At 71.8% G+C, this 13,394-nt stretch carries 11 protein-coding genes; 5 read left to right on the top strand and 6 right to left on the bottom strand.

Annotated features, from left to right (window positions below):
- Positions 1-233: 233 nt before the first annotated feature.
- From IE329_RS04550 to IE329_RS04565, 4 genes are all read right to left on the bottom strand, one after another.
- Positions 234-1,787 carry a glycoside hydrolase family 3 protein gene (locus tag IE329_RS04550; protein ID WP_229927163.1) on the bottom strand — a complete coding sequence of 518 codons (1,554 nt, stop codon included), beginning with the start codon at positions 1,785-1,787 and terminating at the stop codon, positions 234-236.
- 5 nt (positions 1,788-1,792) lie between these two features.
- The gene (locus tag IE329_RS04555; protein ID WP_190209474.1) at positions 1,793-2,620 is read right to left on the bottom strand and encodes a carbohydrate ABC transporter permease; all 828 of its coding nucleotides are present in this window, start codon (positions 2,618-2,620) and stop codon (positions 1,793-1,795) included.
- Positions 2,617-3,582 (bottom strand): carbohydrate ABC transporter permease, encoded by a 966-nt coding sequence (locus IE329_RS04560; RefSeq protein ID WP_229927164.1) that lies wholly within the window; start codon positions 3,580-3,582, stop codon positions 2,617-2,619. Before IE329_RS04560 ends, IE329_RS04555 begins: the two co-directional genes overlap by 4 nt.
- A 146-nt stretch (positions 3,583-3,728) precedes the next feature.
- Entirely contained in the window at positions 3,729-4,997 is a 1,269-nt protein-coding gene (locus IE329_RS04565; protein ID WP_190209476.1) for an extracellular solute-binding protein, read from the bottom strand.
- A 335-nt stretch (positions 4,998-5,332) separates the two neighbouring features.
- Between IE329_RS04565 and IE329_RS04570 the strand changes: the two genes are divergently transcribed.
- The 4 genes from IE329_RS04570 to IE329_RS04585 all read left to right on the top strand — a co-directional run bounded on the left by IE329_RS04570 (position 5,333) and on the right by IE329_RS04585 (position 9,364).
- The gene (locus tag IE329_RS04570) at positions 5,333-6,121 is read left to right on the top strand and encodes a GntR family transcriptional regulator (RefSeq protein ID WP_229927165.1); all 789 of its coding nucleotides are present in this window, start codon (positions 5,333-5,335) and stop codon (positions 6,119-6,121) included.
- Between the two features lie 466 nt (positions 6,122-6,587).
- Positions 6,588-6,881, top strand: coding sequence for a DUF3311 domain-containing protein (locus tag IE329_RS04575; protein WP_190209477.1), 294 nt, complete (start codon positions 6,588-6,590; stop codon positions 6,879-6,881).
- Positions 6,878-8,494 (top strand): monocarboxylate uptake permease MctP, encoded by a 1,617-nt coding sequence (gene mctP, locus IE329_RS04580; RefSeq protein ID WP_190209478.1) that lies wholly within the window; start codon positions 6,878-6,880, stop codon positions 8,492-8,494. The genes IE329_RS04575 and mctP overlap by 4 nt, the downstream gene beginning before the upstream one ends.
- A gap of 117 nt (positions 8,495-8,611) precedes the next feature.
- Positions 8,612-9,364: a histidine phosphatase family protein gene (locus tag IE329_RS04585; RefSeq protein ID WP_190209479.1), complete on the top strand. Its 753-nt coding sequence runs from the start codon at positions 8,612-8,614 to the stop codon at positions 9,362-9,364.
- A gap of 109 nt (positions 9,365-9,473) precedes the next feature.
- Here IE329_RS04585 and IE329_RS04590 read toward each other — a convergent pair whose 3' ends face one another.
- Complete coding sequence (locus IE329_RS04590) at positions 9,474-10,448, bottom strand: helix-turn-helix domain-containing protein (RefSeq protein WP_190209480.1); 975 nt, start codon at positions 10,446-10,448, stop codon at positions 9,474-9,476.
- A gap of 337 nt (positions 10,449-10,785) precedes the next feature.
- Here IE329_RS04590 and IE329_RS04595 point away from each other — a divergent pair, with 337 nt between their 5' ends.
- A complete protein-coding gene (locus IE329_RS04595; RefSeq protein ID WP_190209481.1) occupies positions 10,786-11,280 on the top strand; it encodes a GNAT family N-acetyltransferase in 495 nt (164 codons plus the stop codon).
- Positions 11,281-11,408: 128 nt separating this feature from the next.
- Here IE329_RS04595 and IE329_RS04600 read toward each other — a convergent pair whose 3' ends face one another.
- Positions 11,409-12,938, bottom strand: coding sequence for a glycosyltransferase family 39 protein (locus IE329_RS04600; RefSeq protein WP_190209482.1), 1,530 nt, complete (start codon positions 12,936-12,938; stop codon positions 11,409-11,411).
- Between the last annotated feature and the right edge of the window lie 456 nt (positions 12,939-13,394).

Genomic DNA, 13,394 nt, shown 5'->3' on the forward strand with positions numbered 1-13,394 from the left:
CTCCGGGTGTCAACGCTCAAATGGCCTACTGGGAGCTGCCGTTGCAGACCTGTTGTGAGCCGTTGCCCTCCGTCGCCGCCTCATCACCATAAGTAGGAATTAAGGCAGCCTTAAGGCCTACTTGAGGGAACACCGTCATGCCGGCCTGGGAGGAACGTCACAGAGCTCCGAAAACGGACCAGGGGCCGTCGGAGGAATCCTCCGACGGCCCCTGGCCTGAATGAGACGTTTCGTCAGCTCGCGATCTGCGGCTGCCCGGTGAGCACCTCCACCGCCGCGAGTCCGCAGACCCGCGCGGCGCCGTGGGTGGCGATGTGCAGCGCGCCGACCGGAGCGGCCTGCGGCACCCCCATCTCCACCACCAGCGCGTCCGGACGGGCCGTCACCAGCCGGTGCAGCGCGGCCGCCATCCAGTCGTGCCGGTGGGTGTCACGGACCATCAGCACCAGCCGGCGGTCCTGGGCGCCCGCGAGCACCCTGGCGACCAGCGCGTCCAACTGCTCGGGCGTCGCGTCCGCCGGGCCGAAGTTCTCCGTCCGGGTGCCGGGGAGGCGCGCGGCGAGCATGCCCGCGACGCCCCACGGGGTCTCGTCGCCGACCGCCACGTTCGCCTGCGGGGAGAACGAGGCGACGTACGGACGGTCCGTCACCGGGGCGACCGGGCGGCCGGGCGCCCGGACCACCCGCAGGGCCCGCCGGGCGGCCTGCAGGCCGATCGACAGGTCCGGCTCGCGGCGCTCGCCCTGGGCCTCGATCCGGGCCCAGCTGCCGAGCCTGCGGACCCGGTCCGCGGCGTCGGCCAGCCGCTCCTCGGAGAGCCGGCCGGAGCGCACCGCCGCCACGATGGCGTCGTGCAGCTGCAGGACGGTCTCCTCGTCGGCGTGCTCGCCGCCGACGCAGATCGCGTCCGCGCCGGCCTCCAGGGCCAGCAGGGTGCCCTCGGAGGTGCCGTAGGTGTCCGCGATGGCACCCATCTCGATCGCGTCGGTGACGATCAGGCCGTCGTAGCCGAGGCCGCCGTCCTCCGGCCGGGCCCGCAGCAGGCCGCTGAGCACGGCCTTGCTCAGGGTGGCCGGCAGGCTCGGGTCGAGCACCGGGACCATGATGTGGGCCGTCATCACGGCCTTGGCGCCGGCCGCGATCGCCGCCTTGAACGGGACGAGGTCGCGCGAGCGCAGCAGGTCGACGTCCACGTCGACCACGGGCAGGCCGTGGTGCGAGTCGACGGCGGTGTCGCCGTGGCCGGGGAAGTGCTTGGCGCAGGCCGCCACCCCCACCGACTGCAGGCCCTCGACCCAGGCGGCGGTGTGCCGCGCGCAGAGCTCGGGGTCGGCGCCGAAGGAACGGACCCCGATGACCGGGTTGCCCGGGTTGGAGTTCACGTCCGCGGACGGCGCCCAGTTGTAGTTCACGCCGCAGGCGGCCAGTGCCCGGCCGAGCTCGCGGGCGACGTCGCGGGTCAGCGCCGGGTCGTCGACCGCGCCGAGCGCGAGGTTGCCCGGCCAGGACGAGCCGGAGCCCGTCTCCAGGCGGGTGACGTCGCCGCCCTCCTCGTCGATGGCGACCAGGATGTCCGGGTTCTCCGCGCGCAGGGCCGCGGTGAGCTCGGCCAGCTGGGCGGTGTCCGTGACGTTGCGCCCGAACAGCGCGACCGAGCCGAGGCCCGCCGCCAGGTGCCGGCGGATCCAGTCGGGCGGCGTGGTGCCCACGAAGCCGGGCTGGAGCACGGCGAGGGCGTCGCGGTGCAGCTGGTCGTTGACCGTGCCGCTGGGGATCAGGATGCTCACGGTCGTCAGCCCTTCACGGCGCCGGCGGTCATCCCGCCGACGGCCTTGCGCTGCAGGAAGACGAACAGGACCAGGACCGGGACGGCGAACAGCGAGGAGGCCGCCATGGTCGCGCCCCAGTCGTCGCCGAACGCGCTGCGGAATCCGGTCAGCCAGAGCGGCAGGGTCTGGCCGCCCTGCTTGTTCAGGATGAGGACGAGCGGGTACTCGTTCCAGGCGGTGATGAAGCCGAACAGCGAGGTCGACATCAGGCCGGGGGCGAGCAGCGGGAAGACCACCTTGACGAAGGCCTGGACCCGGGTGCAGCCGTCCACCATCGCGGACTCCTCCAGCTCCTTCGGCACGGCGGCGATGAAGCCGCGCAGCGTCCAGATCGTGAAGGGCAGCACCATCATCATGTAGAAGATGGTCAGCGGGAGCAGGCTGTTGAGCATGTCGTTGTCGCGGGCGATCAGGTAGACGGAGATCGTCATGACCTCCCAGGGCGCCATCTGGGCCGCCATGATCACCAGCACGAAGGTCTTGCGGCCGCGGAACTTCATCCGGGCGACGGCGAAGGACGCCAGGGTGGCGATCACCAGCGAGGCGAGCACCGCGCCGACCGTCACGACGAAGCTGTTGCCGACCATCGTCCAGAAGCCGTCGGCGTGCACGGCCCGGTCGAAGTGCTCCAGGGTGCCGTTCAGCGGCACGAACACCGGGGTCTTGCTGATGATGTCCGTGTTCTGCTTGAAGGCCGTGGAGACCATCCAGTAGACCGGGAAGATGAAGAAGACGAAGAGGACGACGGCGATGGCGTTGGGCCAGCTGCGTCCGATGATCGAGCGCCTCACAGCTCGTCCTCCTGCTTCAGAATGATCCGGAAGTAGTACGCCATGAGCGCGCCGAGCATCAGGATCGTGAGCACGGCGATCGCGGATCCGGTGCCGTAGTGGTTGTTGCTGACGCCTTCGATGAAGGCGTAGACGGGGAGGGTCTCGGTGAGCCGCTGGGGCCCGCCCATGTTCATGGCGAACACCTGGGTGAAGGCCTTGAAGACCCAGATGACCTCAAGGAAGGTCGTGGCCAGGAAGAACGGCTTCAGGCTGGGGAAGATCACCGAGCTGAAGATCTTCAGCGAGCCGGCGCCGTCCATCCGGGCCGCCTCGTAGAGCTCGGTCGGGATGGTGGTCAGGCCCGCGTACATGTTGAAGGCCACGAACGGGATCGAGCCCCACACGATCAGCAGGATGATCACGAAGAAGGTCGAGTACTGGTCGCTGAACCAGTTGTAGTCGAGCATCCCGTGGAAGCCGAGCTTGTCCAGGAGCCAGTTGACCACGCCGTACTTCTGGTCGAAGAGCCAGGTGTAGACGGTGGTGCTGGCGACGATCGGCATCGCCCAGGCCAGGATCAGCGAGGCGGACAGGAAGAGCCGCATCCACTTGCCGAGGCGGTTGAGCAGCAGCCCGACCAGCGTCCCGCCGACCATGATCAGGACGACGTTCACGACGGTGAAGGCGACCGAACGGCCGGTGGTGTGCCAGAACTCGCCGTTGGAGAGCTGGTCGGTGTAGTTCTCGAAGCCGTTCCACTCCGTCAGGTGCTGCACGAGCTGGCGGCTGTTGAGGTTCTGGAACGAGACCAGGACCGTCTTGAGCAGCGGATAGCCGAGCAGGAACAGGGTGGCCAGGACGGCCGGCAGCAGCAGCAGGTACGGCGCGATGCGGGTCAGCAGGCGCGGACCGGCCGTGGGTCTGCCGTTCGTGGGGGTGCCGCCCGCGGTGGGCGGGGCGATCTGCTCAGTGGCGGCCATGTCAGCCTTCCCTGATTCCGGGGACCGTGTCTGCACCCGCTCCGAATGCACAGCCATCGTTCTCTCTTCCTAACCAACCTGGCCACGACGGGTAGGCGGCGTCGCCCACCGGCCCGTGGGGGGCCGGTGAGCGACGCCGCTCAGTGTTACTGCTTCGCCGCGAGGCGCTTGGTGATCTCCTCGTCGTACTTCTTGGCCGTGGCGTCGTAGTCGCCACCCTGGAGCACGGCGGTCATGAACTCCTTGATCGGGTTCGGGTTGTTCTCGACCCCGGCCCAGGCCGCGATGTTCGGCGTGGTGGCACCGTTGACGGAGGCCGCCAGGGCCGCCTTCGCGAAGTCGCCGACGACCTGGCTGTTCAGCGAGGCCTTGTTCGGAATGAGGCCGGAGGCGGCCACCTGCCCCTCGAACTTGTCCGAGAGGGCGATCTTCAGGAAGCCCTTGGCCAGGTCCTGGTTCTTGCTCGCCTGGGCCACGGCCAGGTTGGAGCCACCGAGGAAGACGCCGGACGGCTTGTCGGCGGTCTTGCCGGGGAGCGGGAAGACGCCCCACTTGTCGGCGGTCATGTCCTTGGCCGCCGGGGCCTCCCAGCCGAGGCCGATCATGGAGGCGATGTCACCCTTGGGGAAGAGCGTCATCTGCTGCGGGTTGGCCTCGTCCTTGTCCTTCGGGGCGCTGGAGAAGCTGGCGAGCTTCTGGTAGGTCGCGAACGCGGCCTTCGCCTCGGGGGAGGACAGGTTGCCGACGTACTTGTCGCCGTCCTTCTTGACGAGCTTGCCACCCTCGCTGGTGATCAGGCCGAAGTAGGTGTACCACTCCTGGCCCGGCAGGTAGATGGCCTGCGAGACACCCGGGGTCGCCTTGAGCTTCTCAAGGTCGGCGTAGTACTCGTCCAGGGTCTTCGGCGGGGCGGCGATGCCGGCCTTGGTCCACAGCTCCTTGTTGTAGATCACGGAGCGGTTGGTGAAGTACCACGGGGCGGCGTACTGCTTGCCGTCCAGCACGGAGGACTCGTTCAGGTTGGCGGCCCAGTCGCTGCCGCCGAGGTTCGCCTTGTCCTTGGTGAGGTCGGCGAGGCCACCGGTGGCGGCGTAACCGGCCGTCTGGGTGTTGCCGAGCTCCAGGACGTCGACCGAGCCCTCGGAGAGCGCGGTGGTGACCTTGGGGCCGATGCCGTCCCACTTCTGGATCTGGATGTTGAGCTTGGCGCCGGGGAACTCCTTCTCGAAGTCCGCCTTGACACCGTCCTGCCACGCCTGCGACGCGGAACCGTCCATGAACCACGCGGTCAGAGTCTTGCCGTTGTAGTCCTTCGGCTTGGCCGCGTCATCGGCCTTCTTGCCGTCGGAGCCACAGGCCGCCAGGCCGACGACCATTGCTGCGACGCCGACCGCCGCGATGAGCTGACGCTTCACGCCATCCTCCTGAGGGATGCCAGGGTTTCCCCCCATCGGTGGCAACGGCAGACCCACGCAAATCGGTAGGAATGGTGCCGCGTACCCATGGGACGGGTTGGGATTCATAGCTGCTGGCCTGCAGTGGTGTAGACCAACTGCCTGGAGCTTGGCCTAGACCAATGGGCGTGTCAACGGTCCTCGGACCAATCCGGACCACCTGTTATCAAGCCGACACCGCTCATCGTTCATCGTGTGATGAGGTATTCGTTCCCCGGGCATACATGCAACGATGTGTGCCGTTGAACAAGGTGGCGGGGCCGGCGCGGCTCCGCGAGGAGCAGGAGATACGGCCGATGACCAGCGACGGGGGCAGCACAGCCCAGGTGAACGACCCCCAGGCGAAGGGCCTCGCGGTGCAGCCCTCCCCCGCGGGCGCCCGGGTTCCCAAGTACTACGGCCTCAAGCGGCACCTGCTCCAGCTCACCGAGACCCAGCCGGCCGGCACCCCGGTGCCCCCCGAGCGGGCCCTCGCGGCACAGTTCGACACCTCCCGGACCACCGTCCGGCAGGCCCTCCAGGAGCTGGTGGTCGAGGGGCGGCTGGAGCGCATCCAGGGCAAGGGGACCTTCGTCGCCAAGCCCAAGGTCGCCCAGGCGCTGCAGCTCACCTCGTACACCGAGGACATGCGCGCGCAGGGCCTGGAGCCCACCTCCCGGCTGATCGAGGTCGGCTACATCACCGCGGACGACCGGCTCGCCCCGCTGCTGGACATCAAGCCCGGCGGCCGGGTGCTGCGGATCGAGCGGCTGCGGCTGGCCAACGGCGACCCGATGGCGATCGAGGTCGCCCACCTGTCCGCCAAGCGCTTCCCGGCCCTGCGCCGGAACCTGGTCAAGCACAACTCGCTCTACACCGCGCTGCGCGAGGTGTACGGGGTCACCGTGGCCGAGGCCGAGGAGACCATCGAGACCACGCTGGCCAACCCGCGCGAGGCCGGCCTGCTCGGCTCCGACCTGGGCCTGCCGATGCTGCAGCTCTCCCGGCACTCCTTCGACGGCGAGGGCGCCCCGGTGGAGTGGGTCCGGTCGATCTACCGCGGCGACCGGTACAAGTTCATCACCCGCCTGCAGCGGCCGGAGTAGCCTCCGGCGCCGCCACCGGGGCTCCGGCCCGGCGGGCACTCCCCCGGACAGGCACCTCCCGGCGCGCGGACCGTCCCACGGTCCGCGCGCCGGCGTTCCGGCGCCTCCCACTTTCCGGCACCTCCCACTTCCGGCGCCTCCCCCTTCGGCGCCTCCTCCTACGGCGCTCCCCGCTTCGGCGCTCCGACGGCCCGGCGTCCGGGCGGCCCGGCCCGCGGCGCCGCGGAGCCCCGGCGATCGGCACTTCGGCGGCCCACGAACCACGCTTACCGGGCCCGGGCTCACCCGTACGGACAGCGATCTTGGGTGAGTTCCGTGAATCGGGTGACACACGTCACTCCGTGCTCTACATTCCGCAGCTGTAGTGACTGCCGATCACCAGTGGTGCTGCTCGGCGGGTTCGGGGTGCCCAGGTGCCCCGGACTGCGGCGCCGACGAGGTGACACCTCTTCAGCGGGAGCCGCAGATGTCCTCAGATCTCGAAGTTCCGGAACCACTGCCCGGGCCGCCACCCGCGCCACTGCCCGCCGTGACCCCCGAGCGGGTCCTGGCCGGGCTCAGCCTCACCGTGCCGGTGGTGGCCATGCTCTGGGTGGCCTCGTACACCAAGGCCGACCCGGAGGCCGGCGGCGTGCCGTTCTTCTACTGGTACCAGCTGCTCTGGGTGCCGGTCTCGGCGGTCTTCACAACCGCCGCCTACCTGCTCGTCAACCGTGACGAGAAGGCCCGCAAGGCCGCCCGGGCGGGTGGGAAGCGATGAACAACGGCGTCAACGTCACCGCCCTGGCGGTCTTCGTCCTGTTCTTCCTGCTGGTCACCGTGATGGGCTTCATGGCCTCGCGCTGGCGCAAGGCGGACAACGCCCTGCACCTGGACGAATGGGGGCTCGGCGGCCGCAGCTTCGGCACCTGGGTGACCTGGTTCCTGCTCGGCGGGGACCTCTACACCGCGTACACCTTCGTCGCCGTCCCCGCGGCGGTGTACGCCACCGGCGCGGCCGGCTTCTTCGCGGTGCCGTACACGATCATCGCGTACCCGCTGGTCTTCCTCTTCCTGCCGCGGCTCTGGTCGGTCTCCCGGGTGCACGGGTACGTCACCCCGGCGGACTTCGTCCGCGGCCGGTACGGCTCCAAGGCGCTCTCCCTGGTGGTGGCGCTGACCGGCATCCTGGCCACCATGCCGTACATCGCGCTCCAGCTGGTCGGCATCCAGGCGGTGCTGGACGTGCTGGGCGTCGGCGGCGGGGCGGGCAGCAACTGGTTCGTGAAGGACCTGCCGCTGTTCATCGCCTTCGGCGTGCTGGCCGCCTACACCTACTCCTCCGGCCTCCGGGCCCCGGCGCTGATCGCCTTCGTCAAGGACGCCCTGATCTACATCGTGATCATCGTCGCGGTGATCTACATCCCGATGCGGCTCGGCGGCTACGGCCACATCTTCGACACCGCCGCGCAGAAGTTCAGCACCCCCAAGTCGCCCGGGTCGCTGATCCTCGCCGAGAACAAGCAGTGGACGTACGCCACGCTGGCCCTGGGCTCGGCGCTGGCCCTGTTCATGTACCCGCACTCGGTGACCGGCGTGCTGGCCTCCAAGTCGCGCAACACCGTGCGCCGGAACATGGCGATCATGCCGGCCTACTCGCTGATGCTGGGCCTGCTGGCCCTGCTCGGCTTCATGGCCATCGCGGCCGGGGTGGGCAGCGGGGTCAAGGGCTTCAACGCGCAGCTCTCGGTGCCCCAGCTGTTCGAGAACATGTTCCCGGACTGGTTCACCGGGGTGGCCTTCGCGGCGATCGGGATCGGCGCCCTGGTGCCGGCCGCGATCATGTCGATCGCGGCGGCCAACCTGTTCACCCGCAACGTCTACAAGGAGTTCATCCGGCCGGACGCCACGGCGGCGGACGAGACCCGGGTGGCCAAGCTCGCCTCGCTGCTGGTGAAGGTCGGGGCGCTGGCCTTCGTCCTCACCATGGACAAGCAGGCGGCGATCAACCTGCAGCTGCTCGGCGGCCTGTGGATCCTGCAGACCTTCGTCTCGATCGTCGGCGGCCTGTTCACCCGCTGGTTCCACCACTGGGCGCTGTTCGCCGGCTGGGCGGCCGGCATGGTCTACGGCACCTACCAGGCGTACGGCATCGCCAGCCCCGCCACCAAGCACTTCGGCGGCAGCGCGGCGAACATCCCGGTGATCGGCGAGATCGGCTACATCGGCCTCACCGCGTTCGTGCTGAACCTGGCGGTGGCGGTGGTGCTGACCCTGGTGCTGCGGGCCCTGAAGGCCCCGGTGGGCACCGACGAGACCGACCCGGACGACTACGGCGCCGAGGCCGGCGATCCGAAGACGCAGAACGCGCCGGTGCCCGCGGCGGCGCATTGACACGTCCTGCGCGCGCCCTGTGATCGCGCCGTCACCTCCGTGAACACTGGAGGCGACGGCGCGATCATATGTATGAACGGCTGTCGGAGGAATCGACGACAACGGGGAGAACCGGACATGGCAGAACTCGGCACCACCCTCAACGGCCAGCACCGGAGCACGCCCGCGCTGCGGCTGCCGTCCGTGCTGATCGCCACCCGGCACGGGGAGTCCACCGCGAACGTGGAGTTCGCGCTCGCCGAGGCGGCGGGCGCGCTGAGCGTGCCGATCAACTGCCGGGACGCCGACATCCCGCTCTCCATGCAGGGCCAGCAGCAGGCCCACGCGCTGGGGCGCTGGTGGGCCGCCCTGCCCGCCGGCGACCGCCCGCGCAGCGTCTGGTGCTCGCCGTACGTCCGCACCGCCGAGACCGCCAGAATCGCGCTCGCCCAGGCCGCCGGGCTGGGCGCGGTGCCGATCTCGCTGACCGTCCGCTACGACGAGCGGCTCCGGGACCGCGAGCTGGGCGTCCTGGAGATGCTCACCGCGGCGGCCATCGAGGCCAAGCACCCGGAGGAGGCGGCCCGGCGGCGGAAGATGGGCGAGCTGTACTACCGGCCGCCCGGCGGGGAGTCCTGGTCCGACGTCGCCCTGCGGGTCCGCAGCTGCCTGCGCGACCTCTGCGAGCAGGAGGACGGCAACCCCGTCCTGGTGGTCGCGCACGACTGCACCGTACTGATGCTGCGGCACGTGCTGGACCGGCTGACCGAGCCGCAGCTGCTGGCGGTGGAGCAGGTCGCCAACTGCTCCACCAGTGTCTGGCGCACCGAGGACGGCCGGCTGCGGCCCGAGCGGTGGAACACCACCGGGCACCTGGAGCCGGACGCCTGAACCGGGCCGCCCGGACCGCCGGGCGCGGGCGGGACGGCGCGGGCGGGGCAGACGTACGTGGACAGGGCCGGTACGGGCGGGCGGAGCAGGCCGGCAGCGGCCGGGCCGGTCAGATCCGCAGTTCCGGCTCCCCCTGCCAGCCGCCGGCGAAGGTCCGGCGGTAGGCCAGCGGGGTGGTGCCCAGCCGGCGGCCGAAGTGGTGGCGCAGGGTCGCGCCGTTGCCGAAACCGCAGCGGGCCGCGATCGAGTCCACCGGCTCGTCCGTGCCCTCCAGCAGCCGCTGGGCCAGCAGCACCCGCTGCCCGGTCAGCCAGCGGTGCGGGGTGGTGCCGGTCTCCTGCTGGAAGCGGCGGGCGAAGGTGCGCGGGGACATGTGGGCGCGGGCCGCGAGCTGCTCCACCGTCCACTCCCGGTCGAGCTGGTGGCGCATCCGGTCGAGCAGCCCGCCGAGCGAGGCGCCGTCGTCCTCGGGCAGCGGCCGGGCGACGAACTGTGCCTGGCCGCCCTCCCGGTGCGGGGCGACCACCATCCGGCGGGCGATCCCCCGGGCCACCTCCGCGCCCTGCAGCCGGCGGACCAGGTGCAGGCAGGCGTCGATGCCGGCCGCGGTGCCCGCCGAGGTGATCACCGGGTCCTCGTCCACGTAGAGCACGTCCGGCTCGACGACGGTCCGCGGGTAGCGGCGGGCGAGTTCGGCGGCGTGCCGCCAGTGCGTGGTGGAACGGCGGCCGTCCAGCAGCCCGGCCTCGCCGAGCAGGAAGGCGCCGCTGCAGATGGAGAGCACCCGGGCACCGCCCTCCACGGCCGCCCGCAGCGCCTCGACCAGGCCGGTCGGGTAGGAGTCGCGCAGGCCGGTCGCGGTGACGACCACCAGGTCGGCCCCGGCGAGCCGTTCGGGACCGTACGGCACGTCGACGGTGAAGCCGGCGTGGGTGCGGTGCGGGCCGGTACGGGCGCCGGCCAGCGCGAACTCGTAGACCGGCAGGCCGTCGCCGCTCCGGTCCAGGCCGAACACCTCGCAGGCCACCCCGAGTTCGAAGGGGTGGATCTCCTCCAGCACCACGGCCACCACATTGCTCAGCATGCCGTCCAGGATGCCGTCCGGGCCCCGGGAGCACCAGGGATTCGCTGGCAGTATTTCGATGTGATCGGGCATTCCTGCCACTCGTGGGAGCACGGCGCTCCCGCGAGAGTGGGGACATGGACTCCTCGACGCTCATGAACGCGCTCGCCCTGCTCGGTGCCGTCGGCGGCTTCGGCCTGCTCGGGGTGCTGGTCGGCCGGGACTTCGACCGCAACGGCAGGCACGGCCGCGACAACTGGCACCGGCCCGGCGGCTATCCCCACGAACCCGCGCCCGGCGACCGACTACGGGACGGCCTGCCCGCCGTCCCCGACCGCCCGTCGGGCAGACTGGAGCCATGGACCTCGTCATCCGCCGCGCCGTTCCTGCCGACCTCGAAGCCGTCGGCCGCATCACCCACGAAGCCTTCGTCGGTGACGGCCACAGCCCGGCCGACGGCCCCTACGCCGCCAAGCTCCTGGACGCCGGACCGCGGTTCGAGCAGGCCGAACTCCTCGTCGCGGTCGATCCGGGCGACGAGCGACTGCTCGGCTGCGTGACCTTCGCGCCCGGCGGCACCGAGTTCGCCGACATCGCCGGCCCGCACGAGGGCGAGATCCGGATGCTCGCGGTCGGCGGCGCCGCCCGCGGCCGGGGAGCGGGGGAGGCGCTGGTCCGCGCCACGATCGCCCGCAGCCGCGAGCTCGGCCTGACCGGGATGGCCTTCTCCACCCGCCCGTCGATGACCTCGGCACACCGCCTGTACGAGCGGCTGGGCTTCCGGCGCTCCCCCGAGCGGGACTGGGAGGTCCGGCCGGGCGTCGAGCTGATGGTCTACACGATGACCTTCTGAGCCACGACCCCTGAACCCTCCGCCCCGGACCCGGCCGACGCCGGGGCCCGGGGCGGACGGGCACGGGCCGGGGAACGGTCACGGGCCGTCGGCCCGGGGCGGACCGTCACGGCCCCGGGGCCGACGGATCAGCCCTTGCCCTTGTTCCGCTCCAGCAGCACCAGCCGCAGGTTGGGCACCTTCTCGGTCCGCACCGTGTGGAACTGCTTGAGCTCCTTGGCCACCTTGTCCGAGACCCCGCCGTACGGCCGCTTGTCGGCGGCGCCGACCAGCAGCCAGATCCGCTGGACCCCGGCCATGCACCTGGCGGGCTCCTCGCACTCCAGCGCGCCGAAGCTGCCGGCCTCCTCCGGAGTGACGCTGAGCAGGGTGTCCTTGGGCGCCGGCAGGCCGCGCAGCTCGTACGCCAGGGCGCGCCGCATCGAGCTGCTCGGGTCGAAGATCACACCGTCCCCCGGCTGCAGCCCGGCGCTGATCACCCGGGCCCCGGCCCGGGCGTCCATCTCCCCCGGCAGGTCGTCCCGCACCTCGGACTGGGACGGCCAGGCCACCACCGCGACCACCGCGAAGGCCACCACCAGCGGGACCGGACCGACCACCCAGCGCGGCGGCGTGTGCGAGGCGGTCAGCTGCGAGACCAGCCCGGGCAGCCGGCCCACCACCGCGGCGGCGAGCAGCGTCCAGGCGGGCACCGTGAAGAGCAGGTACCGGGCCAGGAAGAGATGCAGCCAATGGGCCGTCAGCACGGTGACGAGCACCGGCACCACGGCCCAGCAGGCCAGCAGGCCCACCGGCTGGCGCAGCACCAGCAGGCTCACCGCGCCGATCACGCCCGCCAGCAGCAGCGTCCAGCCGAGCCCGGCCGAACCGGCCAGGTCGGTGAGGAGCTGGCCGAGGTCGTCCCAGTCGCGGTCGTTCCAGGCGATCTGGCCGCTCTGGCCGGCACCGAGCAGCAGCAGCGGGCTGAGCAGCAGCACCGCGGCGGCCATCGCGACCGCCCAGCGGACCGGCAGCACCCAGCGGGCGCTCCCCGCCCGGGAGCGGCGCGCCCTCTGGACCACCAGCAGCAGATGCCCCGGCAGGATCATCAGGGTCACCAGGTGGGTCAGCCCCATCCCGACCACGGTGGCGGCGTAGCCCACCCAGGCCAGCACCGCCGGGTCCTTCCGGAGCGGCAGCGGGCGTCCGCCGGGCGCCGTCGCGGCCGGACCGGCCGGGCGCTCGACGATCCTGGTCAGCAGCAGGGTGCTGCCGGCCGCGGCCAGCACCGCGAAGGCGTACGGACGGGCGTCCTGCCCGTACCAGGTGATGCTGGGGCAGACCGCGAAGAGCAGCCCGCCGAGGGCGCCCAGCCGGGGCGTCAGCAGCCTGCGGCCGAGCAGGGCCACCATGGCGGCGGCGCCGGCCATGGCGAGGGCGGAGGGGATCCGCAGCGCGGCCTCGGAGTCCCCGAAGACGGAGACCCACAGGTGCAGCAGCACGTAGTACGGCGCCAGCACGAGGTCCATGTTGGCGGTCAGCGCGCCCAGGTCGCCCCAGGACAGGGTGGCGGCCCACCAGCTCGCGTGCTCGTCCCGCCAGAGCTGGCGCTGCTGGATGCCGTACAGGCAGAGCGCCAGCGTGAGCAGCGCGGGCGGCAGGGCGACGGCCAGCGCCACCCACCGGTCCCGGGCCGGCTCCCCCGCCTCCGGCGGGGCCGGCGGGCGGACCGGCGCCGGGGGCATCGGGGCGGGCCCGACCGGAACGGGCGGGACCTGGGCGGACGGGAACGGCAGGAGCGGGACGGGCGCGGCCGCCGGGGCGGGCGGGACCGCGGCCGCGACGGGCGGTGCGACGTGGACCGGTGCCGTGGGTGCGACCGGCGGGGGCGTGGGTGCGACCGGCGGGGCAGGCGCGGCAGGCGGCGGCACCGGGCCCTCGGGCGCGGCGACGGGCGCGGCGGGGACCGGCGCCGGGGGCGCGGCCGGGGCCACCGGCCCGGGCACGAGCGGCACGGCCGGAGCCGGTGCTGCGACGGGAGCCGGAGCCGGAGCCGGTGCTGGGACCGGCACCGCGGCGGGCGCCGGGGGCGCGGCCGGGGCCACCGGCCCGGGCACGAGCGGCACGGCCGGAGC

This window comes from Kitasatospora indigofera (assembly GCF_014655955.1).
Lineage (GTDB): Bacteria > Actinomycetota > Actinomycetes > Streptomycetales > Streptomycetaceae > Kitasatospora > Kitasatospora indigofera.

Bases quoted from the DNA above. Each gene is read 5' to 3' on its own strand.
- IE329_RS04575 (WP_190209477.1), top strand. From the start codon at position 6,588: ATGTCCTCAGATCTCGAAGTTCCGGAACCACTGCCCGGGCCGCCACCC.
- IE329_RS04560 (WP_229927164.1), bottom strand. From the start codon at position 3,582: ATGGCCGCCACTGAGCAGATCGCCCCGCCCACCGCGGGCGGCACCCCC.
- IE329_RS04570 (WP_229927165.1), top strand. From the start codon at position 5,333: ATGACCAGCGACGGGGGCAGCACAGCCCAGGTGAACGACCCCCAGGCG.
- mctP (WP_190209478.1), top strand. From the start codon at position 6,878: ATGAACAACGGCGTCAACGTCACCGCCCTGGCGGTCTTCGTCCTGTTC.
- IE329_RS04595 (WP_190209481.1), top strand. From the start codon at position 10,786: ATGGACCTCGTCATCCGCCGCGCCGTTCCTGCCGACCTCGAAGCCGTC.
- IE329_RS04590 (WP_190209480.1), bottom strand. From the start codon at position 10,448: ATGCTGAGCAATGTGGTGGCCGTGGTGCTGGAGGAGATCCACCCCTTC.
- IE329_RS04585 (WP_190209479.1), top strand. From the start codon at position 8,612: ATGGCAGAACTCGGCACCACCCTCAACGGCCAGCACCGGAGCACGCCC.